Origin of the sequence: Sphingobium sp. SA2 (assembly GCF_032227065.1) — a bacterium.
Classification (GTDB): domain Bacteria; phylum Pseudomonadota; class Alphaproteobacteria; order Sphingomonadales; family Sphingomonadaceae; genus Sphingobium.
Genome location: NZ_JAPMXX010000006.1, coordinates 355,849 through 371,777 on the forward strand (window position 1 = coordinate 355,849; position 15,929 = coordinate 371,777).

14 protein-coding genes and 1 tRNA gene are annotated in these 15,929 nt (G+C 63.6%); 12 read left to right on the forward strand and 3 right to left on the reverse strand.

Annotation, left to right across the window (positions count from 1 at the left end):
• Positions 1 to 22: 22 nt before the first annotated feature.
• Entirely contained in the window at positions 23 to 1,966 is a 1,944-nt protein-coding gene (locus OVY48_RS09215) for a ribonucleoside-diphosphate reductase subunit alpha (protein WP_237236317.1), read from the reverse strand.
• 534 nt (positions 1,967 to 2,500) lie between these two features.
• On the opposite strand from OVY48_RS09215, the gene OVY48_RS09220 reads away from it, so the two are divergent.
• Both OVY48_RS09220 and OVY48_RS09225 read left to right on the forward strand, forming a co-directional pair.
• A complete protein-coding gene (locus OVY48_RS09220; protein WP_313922615.1) occupies positions 2,501 to 4,021 on the forward strand; it encodes a fumarate hydratase in 1,521 nt (506 codons plus the stop codon).
• Between the two features lie 88 nt (positions 4,022 to 4,109).
• The gene (locus OVY48_RS09225) at positions 4,110 to 5,471 is read left to right on the forward strand and encodes a methyl-accepting chemotaxis protein (protein ID WP_313922616.1); all 1,362 of its coding nucleotides are present in this window, start codon (positions 4,110 to 4,112) and stop codon (positions 5,469 to 5,471) included.
• Between the two features lie 388 nt (positions 5,472 to 5,859).
• Here the strand turns inward: OVY48_RS09225 and OVY48_RS09230 are convergent, their stop codons facing one another.
• Positions 5,860 to 6,351: an ImmA/IrrE family metallo-endopeptidase gene (locus OVY48_RS09230; RefSeq protein WP_313922617.1), complete on the reverse strand. Its 492-nt coding sequence runs from the start codon at positions 6,349 to 6,351 to the stop codon at positions 5,860 to 5,862.
• 73 nt (positions 6,352 to 6,424) lie between these two features.
• A complete protein-coding gene (locus tag OVY48_RS09235) occupies positions 6,425 to 6,778 on the reverse strand; it encodes a helix-turn-helix transcriptional regulator (RefSeq protein WP_313922618.1) in 354 nt (117 codons plus the stop codon).
• Between the two features lie 167 nt (positions 6,779 to 6,945).
• Here OVY48_RS09235 and OVY48_RS09240 point away from each other — a divergent pair, with 167 nt between their 5' ends.
• The 10 genes from OVY48_RS09240 to tldD all read left to right on the forward strand — a co-directional run bounded on the left by OVY48_RS09240 (position 6,946) and on the right by tldD (position 15,894).
• Positions 6,946 to 7,170, forward strand: coding sequence for a DUF2188 domain-containing protein (locus OVY48_RS09240; RefSeq protein ID WP_313922619.1), 225 nt, complete (start codon positions 6,946 to 6,948; stop codon positions 7,168 to 7,170).
• Complete coding sequence (locus OVY48_RS09245) at positions 7,171 to 7,377, forward strand: hypothetical protein (RefSeq protein WP_313922620.1); 207 nt, start codon at positions 7,171 to 7,173, stop codon at positions 7,375 to 7,377.
• 178 nt (positions 7,378 to 7,555) lie between these two features.
• On the forward strand, positions 7,556 to 7,948 hold the full coding sequence (locus tag OVY48_RS09250; RefSeq protein ID WP_313922621.1) for a UvrB/UvrC motif-containing protein: 393 nt from the start codon (positions 7,556 to 7,558) through the stop codon (positions 7,946 to 7,948).
• Between the two features lie 381 nt (positions 7,949 to 8,329).
• Positions 8,330 to 9,547: an MBL fold metallo-hydrolase gene (locus OVY48_RS09255; RefSeq protein WP_313922622.1), complete on the forward strand. Its 1,218-nt coding sequence runs from the start codon at positions 8,330 to 8,332 to the stop codon at positions 9,545 to 9,547.
• 51 nt (positions 9,548 to 9,598) lie between these two features.
• The gene (locus tag OVY48_RS09260; RefSeq protein WP_313922623.1) at positions 9,599 to 11,617 is read left to right on the forward strand and encodes a TonB-dependent receptor; all 2,019 of its coding nucleotides are present in this window, start codon (positions 9,599 to 9,601) and stop codon (positions 11,615 to 11,617) included.
• A gap of 28 nt (positions 11,618 to 11,645) precedes the next feature.
• Complete coding sequence (locus OVY48_RS09265; protein WP_313922624.1) at positions 11,646 to 12,491, forward strand: D-amino-acid transaminase; 846 nt, start codon at positions 11,646 to 11,648, stop codon at positions 12,489 to 12,491.
• 202 nt (positions 12,492 to 12,693) lie between these two features.
• Entirely contained in the window at positions 12,694 to 13,686 is a 993-nt protein-coding gene (locus tag OVY48_RS09270; RefSeq protein ID WP_313922625.1) for a MarR family transcriptional regulator, read from the forward strand.
• Between the two features lie 69 nt (positions 13,687 to 13,755).
• A tRNA-Val gene (locus OVY48_RS09275) sits at positions 13,756 to 13,831 on the forward strand.
• Between the two features lie 348 nt (positions 13,832 to 14,179).
• Positions 14,180 to 14,407 (forward strand): zinc-finger domain-containing protein, encoded by a 228-nt coding sequence (locus OVY48_RS09280; protein ID WP_037473436.1) that lies wholly within the window; start codon positions 14,180 to 14,182, stop codon positions 14,405 to 14,407.
• Between the two features lie 44 nt (positions 14,408 to 14,451).
• Positions 14,452 to 15,894 carry a metalloprotease TldD gene (gene tldD / locus OVY48_RS09285; RefSeq protein WP_313922626.1) on the forward strand — a complete coding sequence of 481 codons (1,443 nt, stop codon included), beginning with the start codon at positions 14,452 to 14,454 and terminating at the stop codon, positions 15,892 to 15,894.
• Positions 15,895 to 15,929 lie beyond the last annotated feature (35 nt).

The window sequence follows — 15,929 nt, forward strand, 5'->3', positions numbered from 1 at the left end:
TTTGGGAGAGAGGCTCACAAAATCACTGACAGGCCAGACACTCGTCATAGTCCGTGCTTTCGATCTCGAACTTAGGCGCGTCGATCGTGTTGTCGGCTTCCACGCCACCGGCAAAGCCCGCGCGCTGCACGCTCTTCGACCGCAGATAATAAAGCGACTTGATGCCCAGTTCCCAGGCGCGGAAGTGGAGCATGAGCAGATCCCATTTTTCCACATCGGCCGGGATGAACAGGTTCAGCGACTGCGCTTGATCGATATAGGGGGTGCGGTCGGCCGCGAGTTCGAGTAGCCAGCGCTGGTCGATTTCGAAGCTGGTCTTGAAAGTGTCCTTTTCTTCCTGGGTCAGGAAGTCGAGATGCTGGACGCTGCCGCCATGTTCGAGGATCGAGTTCCAGACATTGTTGCTGTCCTTCGCCTTCTCGATCAGCAGCTTTTCGAGGTAAGGATTCTTGATCGAGAAGCTGCCCGACAGCGTTTTGTGCGTATAGATATTGGCCGGGATCGGTTCGATGCACGCGGATGTGCCGCCGCAGATGATCGAAATCGAAGCGGTCGGCGCGATCGCCATCTTGCAGCTGAAACGCTCCATCACGCCCTGGTCGGCGGCGTCCGGGCACGGGCCGCGCTCGATGGCGAGTTGCATCGAGGCTTCGTCGACCTGGCCCTTGATATGCTTGAACATGCGCAGGTTCCACGACTTGGCCATCGCGCCCTCGAACGGAATGCCGCGTGCCTGGAGAAAGCTGTGGAAGCCCATGACGCCCAGCCCGACCGAGCGTTCGCGGCTGGCGCTATATTTGGCGCGCGCCATTTCGGGCGGGGCGCGGTCGATATAATCCTGCAGCACATTGTCGAGGAAGCGCATAATGTCTTCGGCGAAGAGCTTTTCGTCCTTCCACTCGTCCCAGGTTTCCAGGTTCATGGACGACAGGCAGCAAACCGCCGTGCGGTCATTGCCCAGGTGATCGCGCCCGGTCGGCAGGGTGATTTCCGAGCAGAGGTTGGACGTCGAGACTTTCAGCCCCAGGTCGCGATGATGTTTGGGCATCATGCGGTTCACCGTGTCGTTGAACACGATATAGGGCTCGCCGGTCGCCAGGCGGGTTTCGACCAGCTTCTGGAACAGTGCACGCGCGTCGATGGTCGACCGGATCGACTGGTCCTTGGGGCTGCGCAGATGGAATTCGCGGCCATCGCGCACGGCTTCCATGAATTCGTCGGTCAGAAGGACGCCATGATGCAGGTTGAGCGCCTTGCGGTTGAAGTCGCCGCTGGGCTTGCGGATTTCGAGAAACTCTTCGATTTCCGGGTGCGACACGTCGAGATAGCAGGCGGCCGAACCGCGACGCAGGCTGCCCTGGCTGATCGCCAGCGTCAGGCTGTCCATCACGCGGACGAAAGGAATGATGCCGCTGGTCTTGCCGTTGAGGCCCACCGGCTCGCCGATGCCGCGCACGCTGCCCCAATAGGTGCCGATGCCGCCGCCGCGCGAGGCAAGCCAGACATTCTCGTTCCAGGTGTTGACGATTCCCTCCAGGCTGTCGTCCACCGAGTTCAGATAGCAGCTGATCGGCAGGCCGCGTCCGGTGCCGCCATTGGACAGGACCGGGGTGGCGGGCATGAACCAGAGTTTGGAGATATAGTCATAGACACGCTGGGCGTGGTCCTGATTGTCCGAATAGGCCGATGCGACGCGGGCGAACAGATCCTGATAGGATTCGCCGGGCAGCAGATAGCGGTCGTTCAGCGTATCCTTGCCGAATTCAGTCAGCAACGCATCGCGCGACGCATCGGTCACGATGTCGAAACGACGCTCCACCACGGTCGAGGAGGTCAGGGGTGCCGCCTCCTTGGGCTGCGCCTTGGCCGGAGCCGCCTTGTTCGTTGCCGCTACCGCGTCCAACACTTCATCCATCACAGTCGCCACGTCGCCAGTACCACCTTGTCCGCTATCTCGAAAATCCATCTCAGCCCCCGAATGTTCCTGTTCCGTTCGATTCGGTCAAGCCCCGCGCCATCCAGTCGCGCATCAGCCGCAAACCGTTTCGTGCCGGGACCGGAACGAGGCCCGCCAGACCGCGATCGCACGGACAAAATGCCCTTCAAGCGAAACCATGTTCCGCGACGCAATCACAATCTGTTGGGTGACCCCCGTTAACCCGATACAAGGGATAGTGCCATAGCCCCTTTGGGACGCAAGAGGGTAAATGACCGTTTAGAGACTCCGTTCGTCGCCGAACCGATTCATTTCATCGCCGCTTTTGCCTGTCGCAACGCCGCGACGCATGGACTTCCCTGCCCCCCGCAAAAGGCAAGGGGGACCGTGGCTTCAAAAAAATATATTGGGGCTTGCCACGCAAATGCGTGCGCAGCCGGAGTCGCCCCTCCCCCTCCCCCTGGACTTACCCATACTGGACTTGGGAGCGAGGATGCGTATAGCCCCAGCCCAAGCAGGAACCCGCCGTGCAGGGCCGGGCCGCAGATATGGGGACTAGGGTAGATGACGCTCATCAAAACCGCCGATCTGATCGAGAGCGTGGCCGACGCGCTCCAGTTCATCAGCTATTATCACCCGATGGATTATATCCGCGCGCTCGGCAAAGCCTATGAGGCCGAGCAAAGCCCGGCGGCCAAGGATGCCATTGCGCAGATCCTGACCAACAGCCGCATGTGCGCGGAGGGGCATCGCCCGATCTGCCAGGATACCGGCATCGTCAATGTCTTCGTCAAATGGGGCATGGAGTGCCGGTTGGACGATAATAGCCGGTCGATGCAGGATGTCATCGATGAAGGCGTGCGCCGCGCTTATCTGAACCCCGAAAACCGCCTGCGCGCTTCGATCCTGCGCGATCCCGCTTTCTCGCGCCAGAATACCAAAGACAACACGCCCTGTGTCCTGTCGGTGGAGATGGTGCCGGGCAACAAGGTCGTCATCGACGTCGCGGCCAAGGGCGGCGGGTCGGAGAACAAGACCAAGTTCAAGATGATGAACCCCAGCGATTCGATCGTCGATTGGGTGCTGGACATGATCCCGCAGATGGGCGCTGGCTGGTGCCCGCCCGGCATGCTGGGCATCGGCATCGGCGGCACCGCGGAAAAGGCGGTGGCGCTGGCCAAGGAAAGCCTGATGGAGCCCATCGACATGGGCGAACTCAAGGCGCGCGGACCGCAGACCGAGATCGAGAAGATGCGGGTCGAGATTTTCGACAAGGTCAATGCTTTGGGCATCGGTGCGCAGGGTCTGGGTGGCCTGTCCACCATCCTCGACGTCAAGATTTACGATTATCCCTGCCATGCGGCGGGCAAGCCGGTTGCGATGATCCCCAATTGCGCCGCGACGCGCCACGCGCATTTCACGCTCGACGGCTCCGGCCCCGCCTATCTGGAAGCGCCCAAGCTGTCGGAATGGCCCGACGTGAACTGGACGCCGAGCAAGGAAGCGATCCGCGTCGATCTCAACACCTTGACGCCCGAAGTCGTGCAAAGCTGGAAGCATGGCGACCGGCTGCTCTTGAACGGCAAGATGCTGACCGGCCGTGACGCCGCGCACAAGCGGATCAAGGATATGCTGAGCCGGGGCGAACAACTGCCGGTCGATTTCAAGGGCCGCGTCATCTATTATGTCGGCCCGGTCGATCCGGTCGGCGACGAAGTGGTCGGCCCGGCCGGTCCCACTACCGCCACCCGCATGGACAGCTTCATGGACATGATGCTGGAACAGGGGCTGCTCGGCTGCGTCGGCAAGGCGGAGCGCGGCGTTGCGGCGACCGCCGCCATCGCCAAGCATAAGAGCGCCTATCTGATGGCGGTCGGCGGCGCGGCCTATCTGGTCGCGCGCGCCATCAAGGGGGCCAAGGTCGTCGGCTTTGAGGATCTGGGCATGGAGGCGATCTACGAATTTGACGTCGCGGACATGCCCGTGACCGTCGCGGTCGACAGCGAAGGGCAGAATGTCCACCACCTCGCCCCGCTGGTCTGGCAGGAAAAGATCAAGCGCGAAGGCTTGCTGGAAGGCGTGTAAGCGCGCGCTAACGCTTCCTTCACCATGCTGCGATACCCCCATGGAAATGGGGAATATCGCAGACATCGGAACCGTCGCCAGAGCGGTCATGAAGGTCGCCAAATTGTCGGGCGACCTGGGCATCCGCACGCTCGACCTGCAGGCCGACATCAGCGAACTGGCCGACCGGGTCACGCAGCAGGCGCAGATGATCGAGGCGATCAGCGGCGCGGCCGGGCAATTGTCGCGGGATGGCGACAGCGTGGCGCTGGCCGGGCAGGATGCGCGGGAACAGGCGATTGCGGCGCGCGCCATCATCGATGATTCGGGCCGCCAGCTCTCCGCCGCCAACAGCAATTTCGTCGATCTGATCGACCAGGTCAGCCATATCCATGCGCGGCTCGACGGCTTTGGCGAGGCGCTGCGCACCGTCGCCCATGTCACCAGCATGATCAGCGGCATCGCCAGCCAGACCAACCTCTTGGCGCTCAACGCCACGATCGAGGCGGCGCGGGCCGGCGATGCGGGGCGCGGCTTTGCCGTGGTCGCGGCCGAGGTGAAGAAACTGGCGCAGGAAACCGCCGCCGCCACCCATACCATCGAACAGTCGATCGCGGCGCTGACCGGCGAGGCGGGCGGCATGCTCGCCAGCATCACCCAGGGCGCGCAGACCGCGCGCACCGCCCAGTCGGACACGCGCAACATCGAAACGCTGGTCGAACGGCTCGCCGCGCTGATGCTCGACCTGTCGAGCAATAGCGAGACGGTGGCACGGCGGATCGCGTCGATGGTCGGGTCCGCGGGCGAAATCCGCACCGGCATCGCGACACTGGCCAGCACGTCGAGCGCCAATGCCGACGGGCTGCAACGGCTGTCGGGCCGCGTGTCGACCGCCAGCAGCGACACCAATATGCTGCTGCAATATCTGGCCGAAAGCGGGGTTGATATTCCCGACTCGCCTTATATCCGCTTTAGCCTGGAGTCGGCGCAAAAGGTCGCGGACGCCATCGAGCGGGCGATCGAGCGCGGTGAGGCAAGCGAAGCGGCGATCTTCAGCGACGATTATGCGCCGATCCCCGGCACCAACCCGCCGCAATATGTGCATCCGGTGCAGGCGGTGATCCTGCCCGTCGCCCGCGCGCAGCAGGAACGGGCGCGCGGCTTTACCGGGCGGTTCGGCATGACCTTCACTGACCGCAACGCCTATGGCGCGGTCGCCATGCCCGAACGGGCGCAGCCGCAGCGGCCGGGCGACGACGCCTGGAACGCGGAACATGCGCGGCAGGGGCTGATCTTCGACTTTCCCGACACGCGCGAACAGGCGCGGACCACCCAGCCCTTCTGCATCAAGGCCTATCGCCGCCTGACCGCCAGCGGCGAAGTGCTGCTGCTCAAACAGGTGATCGCGTCGATCCATGTGAAGGGGCGGCACTGGGGCATTTTGCAAATGGCCTATCAGGACCAGGGCTAAGCGCGACCCGGCAAAGCGGCCGACGCGCCCTTGCCAAATCTGTGAAGTTCACACCATCGCAGGCCACGCAATTGCGGGCGAACGGACGGGTGGCGTCGATTTCGCAATAGGAGAATTTTTGCGAAGTGTGGGCGCGCGTGCGCCTACGTGCGGGCGTGGCGGGTTACACTTACTTGTTCAAAGATCGGTTCGGGTAAGCCGATCGAAGGAAAATAGGACAGCGGCAATTGGGCTAGCCAAAGCAATAGGATGGATTTTGGTAGGTATGTGGTTGTTGGGTTACGGTTTCGAATTAGGAGAATTGGACCGACCGATTCTAGACGGTCAGGTTACAATCCTTTAAAAGCATATTAGACTTTTACATCGCGGGCTCATGCCGTGCCTAGCTTTACATTCTTGCTCGCAACGCTATTCGTTTTTCTACTCCAGTCATTCGACAACGCCACTGACATAGAGGCTCACTCACGCCGAACGCAGCCGCAATGTCTGAAATCGATAAGCCACGACTACGGTCTCGCAGCAACGCTTGCTCCGGCAGCAGGAGCGCCGCTCCAAGCCAATCGGCTTCATCCTCCTGCTCGGGTGAATAATCCGATAATAAGACCAACCCACTTGGAGAAACGGTTACGTCAGCGGGAATGTGGTCCAGTGTAATATGAGCAAGTTCATGCATAAGCGTTGCAGCCTGCCTTGTTCGCCGATGTGTTGAATTTAGAACCACAACGTGCACGCCTTCATCAAACAGTGTCATCCCTGACCAGCTGTCTGGATCAACTTCAAGTAACTGCGTAGCATGTTCTGGTTCAAGCTTTATTTCACTAGCATCAAAAACCATTACTTTGAGCGTATCGGCAAATTTCCATGGACAAAGCGGTGCCATTGGATCCAGCCCAAGGCTGGCCCTCGCAGACAACGACCGACGTTCAGCTTCTGCCTTGAACCCCCGTTTCATCTTATTCCCCGCGCTCTAGCTCCGCTCGAGCCCTTCGCGCTCGCTGAGCAGCAAGGATCAGCGCACCAAGCGATGTTGCCGTCTCTTTAGAAACGGTCGCCTTCTTGCGGAAATGAGCTACAGCACGAGCGGGGCTTGAGGTCGAAGTTTCCCGCTCCACCCCGAGAAATCGGGCAGGATCAACCTCTAACCATCGGCAGATTTTAGCAAATGTTGCTAGGTCCGGTAGGTTACCATTTTCTACCCGAGATAATGTGGCGGGACTGACTTCTGCCTCGGCTGCTGCGGCCCGGATTCCCTGCCTTCCACGCTTTCGAACTATCAGTCGGCCCAGTTCCTCAATTGGAAGGGTCATACAATCTCCAACAACCGTGTTGACTCGAATCCAACACGCCGATAACGTCTCTCTTGTAAGACAAGTCGCCTCACAGGTGAAACTGCCTTATGTCTAAGACAGTGAATCAGTTGGATGCTCGGGAGTCAAGCGTTCTGTGATTTGGTCAGATGTAAAGGAAGTGAAGAATGAGCGGTAAAAATCAGTATGTAGTTCGCAATGGTGAAGGCTGGGGCGTTCGTGGTGAGGGGAATTCTCGTCTCACCGCACGTTGCGAAACTCAGGCCGAGGCGATTGGCTTGGGACGCGAGATCGCGCGCAATCAGGCGTCCGAACTTCGTATCCAAGGCAGTAACGGTCAGTTCCGCGAGAGCTGGAGCTTTGGCAACGACCCATTTCCGCCGAAAGGATAAATGATGAAACTGACCTTCAATGGAAAAAATCTCACTTCGCCGGGGCAACTCAGCCGTGAATTGGAAAAGTCTGTCCTTGCGGCGGTAGATCGGCAAATCAAAGCAGCGGCACCTGCGGGAGTGAAGGTTAAAAGAACATCCCAAGGATATGTTGCTGAAGGCGATGCGGCCTCCATCCAAAAGATGGCAAAACGCTTAGGCAAGTGATAATAGAATCTTGATGATATGTGGCGTCGCCTCCAAGGCGGCGCCATTTTTTTTCGAACTATCTGTGAATTTGGTAGTCTGCATCCGTAGCTTAAAGTGGAGCTATCATTTGTAAAATGAACTTCTCTGTCTCCACATACTATTGGCCATTGGTAGGGTACAGCCGACGCGCGTCCCTATGCAGCCTAACGCCCCGATCGCGCGTTTACCCGCCATGGACGACACGATCGAAACCCTGTCGCGCAAGATGGCGGCGGCTGCCGAAGCGCTCGATTTCGAGGAAGCGAAGCGGTGCCGCGACGCGATCAGCCTGATGCGCGGGGGCGCCAGCGCGGCGGAGGCCAAGGCGGCCGATCTGTCCGGGGTGGAGCGGTCCCGCCCCGGCGCGATGGGCCTTGGCACCAGCCAGCAACGCATGACCCCGCCGCCGGGCTGGACCCCGCCGACGAAGCCTGATCCGATGACGGCGGCGCGGGGGAGGCGGGGGGGAAGCGGGGCGGGTCGTGACGGTGTGGGTGCGGCGCTGTTGGCGGTGCGCCTCGGTTGCGCTCTTTCGACCCCTACCCTTTGAGGGCAGGGCAATTGCATACGGAGCGCACCCCATTTCTCTTCGTCATGCTGAACTTGTTTCAGCATCCATCATGCCCCAAAAAGCGGTGGCTCGTGGCGATAGATGGACCCTGAAACAAGTTCAGGGTGACGACTTGGGATTGGTGAAATGGGGGTGTGCCGCCGCCAGCTTTGACGCTCGGCTTTGCCTCGCTCCCCCTCCCCCTGCCCCTCCCCGCCGGGGAGGGGAGATACAGGCCTGATTGTCGCGCCTTTCCTTACCGTTGAGTAGAACTGGCTGTGGCCCGTGCGGCATAGGCGAGGCGCGCGGATAATCTTATAGGGTGCCGATCACCCCCACACCCCCCTTGCTCCCCCGCCCCCGTCCGCTATGGCGCTCCGCATGGGTCGCCTTATCCGCATCGTCAGGGGCTTGGGGGTCGCGCTGTTGTTCGCGGTGGTGGCGCTGTGTCTGGCGATCACCATCGTTCCGCCGTTCCTCGACCGCATCTATTATGACGGGCCGGTCAGCCGCCATTATGACGGCGCGCATTTTTTCAATCCCGATGGCGCGATCGAGCCGCCCGCGCCGCCCGGCACCAGTCGGACGGGCTTCCTCATGCGCTGGCTGCTGGGCGATGATGATCGGCCGGAGTGGCCGGTCGGGATTGCGGTCAAGCCTGCCAGGCCCGCGCCCTTTGCCGCGCCGCGCGGCATGGTGGCGACCTGGGTCGGGCATGCGAGCGTGCTGGTGCAGGCGGCGGGGCTGAACATATTGACCGACCCGATCTGGTCGGACCATGCCAGCCCCCTGCCCCCCTTTGGCCCCAAGCGGGTGGCGGAGCCGGGCATCCGCTTCGATGATCTGCCCAAGATCGACCTGATCGTCATCAGCCATAATCATTACGACCATCTCGACCTGCCGACGCTCAAGCGCCTGTGGGAGCGGGACAAGCCCAAGATCGTCACTAGCCTTGGCAATGACGCGCTGCTCCGCGCGCATGGCATTCCCGCGACCGCGCTCGATTGGGGCCAGTCGGTCAGCGGCGCGGCGCTCAACGGGCTGGCGCCGGGCGCGGTGATCCAGTGCGGCAATTACGAACATTGCCCCGATTATCGCGTCCATGTGACCCGCAACCATCATTGGAGCAGCCGCTGGGGCAGCGACCGCAACCGGGCGCTGTGGTCGAGCTTCGTCATCGCGACGCGGGCGGGCAATATCTTCTTTGCAGGCGACACCGGCGCGGGCGACATGGGCTGGCCGATCGAGGCCGCGCGGATCGGGCCGATCCGGCTGGCGCTGATCCCCATCGGCGCGTTCCGCTTCTGGAAGGGGCAGATGCAGTCGGACGCGCATGTCGGGCCGATCCAGGCGGTGGAGATGTTCAAGCGGCTGGGCGCATCGACCGCCATCCCCATTCATTGGGGGACGTTCCGTCTGTCCTACGAACAATGGGATACGCCGCCGCGCATGCTGGAACTGGCGCTGCGGTGCCAGGGGATTGCGCGCAAGCGGTTCGCGCCGCTGCGCATCGGGCAATCCTTGCAGGTGCCCGGCGTCAGTCCGGTCGAGCGGGTCACGCCCACTTGCGACGAACGGGCGATCCGCCGGCTGGAGTGAGGCGCGGCCTTTCCATTTGCAAAAGGCGGCCGAAATGGGGAGAGCGGGGGCATGAAATCTCTCACTGTCCCCACCATCCTGTTCTTCCTGCCCGGCATCGCGCTGGCGCAACCGGCGGCGGGTGACCCGGCCACCATCGTCGTGACCGGCGCGGGGCTGGACCTGCCGCCCGGCACGCCCGCTTATGGATCCGTGGTGATCGATCGCCAGCGATTGCAGGACAGCGCATCGGGCCGGATCGAAAGCGTGCTGGGCGATGTGGCGGGCTTCCAGCAATTCCGCCGGTCCGACAGCCGATCGGCGAACCCTTCGGCGCAGGGAGCGACGCTGCGCGCGCTGGGCGGCAATGCGTCGAGCCGGACGCTGGTGCTGCTCGACGGGGTGCCGATGGCGGACCCGTTTTTCGGCTATATCCCGTTCAGCGCGCTGGTGCCTGATCGCCTCTCGGTGGTGCGGGTGACGCGCGGCGGCGGCATCGGCGCGTTCGGCGCGGGCGCGGTGGCGGGGACGATCGAACTGGCGAGCGCGACGCGCGACCAGTTGCCGGGCTTTGCCGCCAGCGCCTTCTATGGCAGCCGCGATTCGACCGAGCTGTCCGCCAGCGTCACGCCAGACCTTGGCAATGGCTATGTCTTGCTGTCGGGACGGTGGGACCGGGGCGACGGGTTCCAGACCACGCCAAAGGACCAGCGCGTCGCCGCGACCGTGCCCGCCGCCTATGACGGCTGGTCCACCAACCTGCGCGCGGTCGCGCCGATCTCCGCCACGTCGGAAATCCAATTTCGCGCGACCCTGTTCGAGGATAAGCGCACGCTGCGCTTCGCCGGGGCGGACAATAGCAGCCAGGGGCAGGACGCCAGCATCCGCTATATCGATCGCGGCCGGTGGCAGGTCGATGCCCTCGCTTATGTGCAGGTGCGCAATTTCTCGAACATCGTCATCTCCTCCTCCACCTTCCGCCGGACGTTGGACCAGCGCAACACGCCCTCGACCGGGATCGGCGGCAAGATCGAGCTGCGCCCGCCGGTGGGGGAAGCGCATGTGCTGCGCGTGGGCGTGGACAGCCGCTTTGCGAGCGGCGACATGTTCGAGGACGCCTATAATGCCAATAGCGCCAGCAATCCCGCGACCTTCCGTCGCCATGCCGGTGGCCAGCAGTGGACGCGCGGGATTTTTGTCGAGAATGACTGGACGCCAGGCGGGGCGGACGGGCGGCTGGTGCTGACCGGCGGCGTGCGCGCCGATCGCTGGTCGATCAGCGACGGCTTCTACCGGCAGGTCAGCGCGACCAGCGGCGTCGGCACGTCGAGCGACTATGCCGACCGGTCGGACTGGGAAGTGTCGGGCCGGGCGGGCGCGCTCTATCGGGCGAGCGACGCGATCGCGCTGCGCGGCGCGGCCTATAGCGGCTTCCGCCTGCCGACGCTCAACGAACTCTATCGCCCCTTTGTGGTGTTTCCGATCACGACGCAGGCCAATGATGCGCTGACGCCGGAAAAGCTGAAAGGCGCGGAAGTCGGCATCGATCTGACCCCGGCGCCGGGCATCAGCCTGTCGGCGACCGGCTTCATCAACCGGCTGGACGATGCGGTCGCCAATGTGACGCTGACCGCCACCACGCGCCAGCGCCGCAATATCGACCGGATCGTCGCCAAGGGCGTGGAATTGACGGCGGACGCGACGCTGGGTGCCATGCGCCTGTCGGCCTCCTACGCCTATAGCCGCAGCCGCGTTCATGCGCCGGGCGAAGCGTTTGACGGCCTGACCCCCGCGCAAAGCCCGCGCCATGCCGCCAGCGCCACCATCGCCTACAGCCCGGCGCAGGGACCGACGCTGTCGACCACGCTGCGCTATGTCGCGAAACAATATGAGGATGATCTGCAAAGCGACGTGCTGCCGCATGCGATCACGGTCGATGCGATCGCGCGGCTGCCGCTGGCGGGCGGCGTGACGCTGGTGGCGCGGGGCGAAAATCTGCTGGATGAGACGATCGTGACGCGCAACGCGGGCGGATCGATGGATCTGGGCACGCCGCGCACGCTCTGGATCGGCGTCAGCTTCGGCGGCTAAAAGCGGATCAGAGCGAAGGACGGGACTTATGGCAATCGCCTATCTGAACGGCACTTTCCTGCCACTGGACGAGGCGCGCATTTCGCCGCTCGATCGCGGCTTCCTGTTCGCCGATGGCGTCTATGAGGTCGCGGCGGTGATCGACGGACGGCTGGTGGACAGCGCCAGCCATCTCGCCCGGCTGGAGCGATCGGCGGACGCGCTCGGCATCCGCCTGCCCGTGTCGCTGGCGCAGATCGAAGCGGTGCAGACGCAATTGATCGCGCGCAACGGCGTGACCGAGGGGCTGGTCTATCTCCAGCTCACGCGCGGGGCGGAGGCGGGCCGCGATTTTCTCGCCGCGCCCGATATCGAACCGACGCTCTTCCTGTTCGTCGCGGACAAGCCGGTGCTGGACGTGCCCGCCGTCCGCACGGGCATCGCCGTGGCGACCATGGCCGACCTGCGCTGGGCGCGGCGCGACATCAAAAGCGTCGGGCTGCTGGCCCAGGTCATGGCCAAACAGGCCGCGCGCAACGCAGGCGCACAGGAGGCGTGGATGGTGGAGGACGGCTTCGTGACCGAAGGCGCATCCTCGACCGCCTTCATCGTCACTGACGAAGGCATCGTCACCCGCCCCTATAGCCAGGCGGTGCTGGCGGGCTGTACCGGCGCGGCGCTGACCGCCTTGGCGCAGGAAAGCGGCCTTGCGGTCGTCCATCGCCCCTTCACCGTGGCGGAAGCGCTTGCCGCGCGGGAGGCGTTCATCGCCAGCGCGTCGACGCTGTGCCAGTCAGTGGTGCGGATCGACGGACAGAGGATTGGCGAGGGCATCCCCGGCCCGGTCGCGATGCGGCTGCGCGCGCTCTACATCGCCTTCGCGCGCGCCATCTGACAACTGACTCCATAATGGAGGGATAGGGCCACTCCCCCTCTCCTCTCGCCAGATCGGCGCGAAGATGGTGGAAAAACACCCGTACAGGGCCGGTATCGCACCCTTTTGCACCAGATTATCGTCACTATGGCGACAGATGCGGCTGCTTTGATCCGTTCTTGCTTTATTCCCAGGAACGAAGCTAGAACGGGGCGGGGCAATAATGGAAGATTTTTCCTACAGCATGGGCAGGGCGGATCATTTGCGGCGCGATCATCGGTCAGGATTGCTCGTCGTCGCCGACCGAATCGATGCGGCGGACCTGACGCCGGTGGCCGATGCCGCCGGGTTGCGGTTGCTCGGCGTTGCGCCGCTCGCCGACGCTCCGGCCCGGCTGGATGGCCAGTTGCAATGCGACGTGCTGCTGCTCTTCTGCCCCGCATCGACCCCCGCGCTGGAATCGCTGCTGGCGCAAGTGGAGGCACAGGCGGTCCGACAGGGGATGGCCGTCATCCTGGTCGCGGGATGGGAGACGATCGACCTGGCCTATGCAACGGCCCAAGGATCGCACACCCAATTATTGTGCGACCCCGACCATAGCGACCTGGCCGCGGCCCTGGTGACGGCTGGCGAAGAATGCCCCGCCCCCGGTCAGGTCCATGACCGGGATGGCGACAGCAGTCGGCTCGAACAATTGAGCGCGGAGGTCAGCCGCCTCGCCCGAACGCTCGATGCGCTGACGCAGCGGTCGCACTTTGCCGCGCCCTCCTTCGACCCTGGCCCGCGCATCGCCGACCGGCCGAGCGACTATATCGGCATGCCCGCGCTCGCGCCGATCGGAGCCGCCGCACCCCAAGCCTATGCCCAGACGCCGACGCTCAGCGCGACGCAGGTACGCGACCTGCTGCGCGCGCGCCGCATCCGCGCCGACTTCCTGCCCGGCGATCTGTTCGCGGACCCAGCATGGGACATGCTTCTCGACCTGCTCGCCGCCCGGCTGGAGCAGGAGCGCGTCTCCGTCTCCAGCCTGTGCATCGCCGCCGCCGTGCCGCCGACCACGGCGCTGCGCTGGATTCGCACCCTGACCGCCAAGGGTCTGGTCGAACGGCAGGCCGACCCGCAGGATGGCCGCCGCATCTTCATCGCGCTGGCACAGGACGCCGCCGACGCGATGATCCGCTGGTTCGGCGCCAGCCGCCGCCTGCTGGCGAGTTGACTCGCCTGTTGTGACGGCCCGGCTTGACGGCACCGCTTTTTCGCCTAGATAGGCGGTTCTCCGCAAAGGGGGCGATTAGCTCAGTTGGTAGAGCGTCTCGTTTACACCGAGAATGTCGGCGGTTCGAGCCCGTCATCGCCCACCAGTTTTGCCGAACAGAAACCGTCCGGGGGACGGTTTCCGGCAAAACTCCCAAGCAGCTATGCTGCGAGGTCACCGTCAATCCAACCGCCTGCGTAACGTTCATCGCACAGCAAGCATGAATGCGGCATCTTGTGCCCATGCTCAACCCCATCTTCCTCGGCAGCACCCTTGCGCCTGCCCTGTTGATGCTGTCGCCACTCGCGGTGATCGCGGCCAAGGATTGCACCGACTGGCAACCTGCTGCGAAGGCCCGGAAAGGCGACGACTCGACCCCATGCAAGGCACCACCGCTGCCTTTGATGTAGCGGCATATTGCGGCGCAGCGTCCGCACTGCTAATTCCCCCAGCCATGATCCAGCCGCCAGAAATCCTCCGAGTCTCCAAAACCCGCGTTTCCTGTGACGGATCGGGTGACATTCCCGCCGCGCTCGGCCATCCGCGCGTCTTTCTGGAGATTGACGAACATGGCTATGTCGATTGCGGCTATTGCGACCGGCGCTTCGTGCTGATGGGTGGCGTCGCCGACACGGCGGACATTGGCGACAAGCCCGACATCGCGTCCGGGGCCAGCCTCTAACTTTTCCGTTGGGCTTGGGTGATGCCGTCCCTATATCGGATGGCATGACCGATATTTCCACGCACTTTACCGACGCCCGTGGCCTGCTCTATCGTCCGGGCCTGCTCGATCCCGATGGCGCCCGCCGCCTGACCGCCGATGCGCTTAAAAGCTGCGACGATGGCGAACTCTATCTGCAATATCGCGCCAGCGAGAGTTTCGGCTTCGATGACGGGCGGCTGAAAACCGCCGATTATTCGACCGATGCCGGTTTCGGCCTGCGCGGCGTGTCGGGCGAAATGACCGGCTTTGCCCATGCCAACGACATCAGCGAAGCGGCAATCCGCAAGGCGGCGCAGACGCTGACCCTGCTCGATCCCGCCGCCGCGCCGCCTGCCCCGCCGCCGCAGCGCACCAACCGCCATCTCTATACCGATGCCAATCCGCTGGAGATCGTGCCCTTCGCCGAGAAGGTGACGCTGTGCGCCGCGATCGACGCCGCCGCCCGTGCCCGCGATCCGCGCGTCGCGCAGGTATCGGTCAATCTGGCGGGCAGCTGGTCGGTGGTCGAAATCGTCCGCGCCGACGGCTTTACCGCTACCGACATCCGCCCGCTCGTGCGCCTCAACGTCTCGGTGATCCTCGAAGAGAATGGCCGCCGCGAAACCGGCAGCTTCGGCATCGGCGGCCGCTATCTCTACGATCAGGTCATGGACCCGGCCGTATGGAACCGCGCGATCGACGAAGCGCTGGCGCAGGCGCGCGTCAATATGCGCTCGGTCGCTGCCCCTGCGGGCGAGATGACCGTCCTGCTTGGCCCCGGCTGGCCCGGCGTGCTGGTGCATGAAGCGATCGGCCATGGCCTGGAGGGCGATTTCAACCGCAAGGGCACCAGCGCCTTTTCCGGCCGCATCGGCGAGCGCGTCGCCGCGCCCGGCGTGACCGTGGTCGATGACGGCGCGATCGCCGACCGGCGCGGGTCGCTGTCGATCGACGATGAAGGCACGCCGACGCGTGAAAATATCCTGATCGAGGATGGCATCTTGCGCGGCTATATGCAGGACCGGCTCAACGCCCGGCTGATGGGGGTCGAACCCACCGGCAATGGTCGCCGCGAAAGCTATGCCCATGGTCCCATGCCGCGCATGACCAACACCTTCATCAAGGGTGGCCATGACGACCCCGAAGAACTGCTGTCGCGCATGAAGACCGGCATCTTCGCCAAGAGCTTTGGCGGCGGCCAGGTCGACATCGTGTCGGGCAAGTTCGTCTTCTCCTGCACCGAGGCCTATAAGGTCGAGAATGGCAAGCTGGGCGACCCGATCAAGGGCGCGACGCTGATCGGCGATGGCCCGACGGCGCTGACCAAGGTGGTCGGCATCGGCAACGACTGGGCACTGGACGAAGGCATCGGCATGTGCGGCAAGGGCGGGCAAAGCGTGCCCGCAGGCGTTGGCCAGCCGACGCTGCTGCTGCAGGGGCTGACGGTAGGCGGCACGGCGACCTGATCGCCATAAGCGGCCTATGGTGGAACCGGATCGGC

Coding starts and splice junctions, on each gene's coding strand:
- OVY48_RS09215 (WP_237236317.1), bottom strand. CDS start 1,966: ATGGATTTTCGAGATAGCGGACAAGGTGGTACTGGCGACGTGGCGACT.
- OVY48_RS09220 (WP_313922615.1), top strand. CDS start 2,501: ATGACGCTCATCAAAACCGCCGATCTGATCGAGAGCGTGGCCGACGCG.
- OVY48_RS09225 (WP_313922616.1), top strand. CDS start 4,110: ATGAAGGTCGCCAAATTGTCGGGCGACCTGGGCATCCGCACGCTCGAC.
- OVY48_RS09230 (WP_313922617.1), bottom strand. CDS start 6,351: ATGGCACCGCTTTGTCCATGGAAATTTGCCGATACGCTCAAAGTAATG.
- OVY48_RS09235 (WP_313922618.1), bottom strand. CDS start 6,778: ATGACCCTTCCAATTGAGGAACTGGGCCGACTGATAGTTCGAAAGCGT.
- OVY48_RS09240 (WP_313922619.1), top strand. CDS start 6,946: ATGAGCGGTAAAAATCAGTATGTAGTTCGCAATGGTGAAGGCTGGGGC.
- OVY48_RS09245 (WP_313922620.1), top strand. CDS start 7,171: ATGATGAAACTGACCTTCAATGGAAAAAATCTCACTTCGCCGGGGCAA.
- OVY48_RS09250 (WP_313922621.1), top strand. CDS start 7,556: ATGCAGCCTAACGCCCCGATCGCGCGTTTACCCGCCATGGACGACACG.
- OVY48_RS09255 (WP_313922622.1), top strand. CDS start 8,330: ATGGGTCGCCTTATCCGCATCGTCAGGGGCTTGGGGGTCGCGCTGTTG.
- OVY48_RS09260 (WP_313922623.1), top strand. CDS start 9,599: ATGAAATCTCTCACTGTCCCCACCATCCTGTTCTTCCTGCCCGGCATC.
- OVY48_RS09265 (WP_313922624.1), top strand. CDS start 11,646: ATGGCAATCGCCTATCTGAACGGCACTTTCCTGCCACTGGACGAGGCG.
- OVY48_RS09270 (WP_313922625.1), top strand. CDS start 12,694: ATGGAAGATTTTTCCTACAGCATGGGCAGGGCGGATCATTTGCGGCGC.
- OVY48_RS09280 (WP_037473436.1), top strand. CDS start 14,180: ATGATCCAGCCGCCAGAAATCCTCCGAGTCTCCAAAACCCGCGTTTCC.
- tldD (WP_313922626.1), top strand. CDS start 14,452: ATGACCGATATTTCCACGCACTTTACCGACGCCCGTGGCCTGCTCTAT.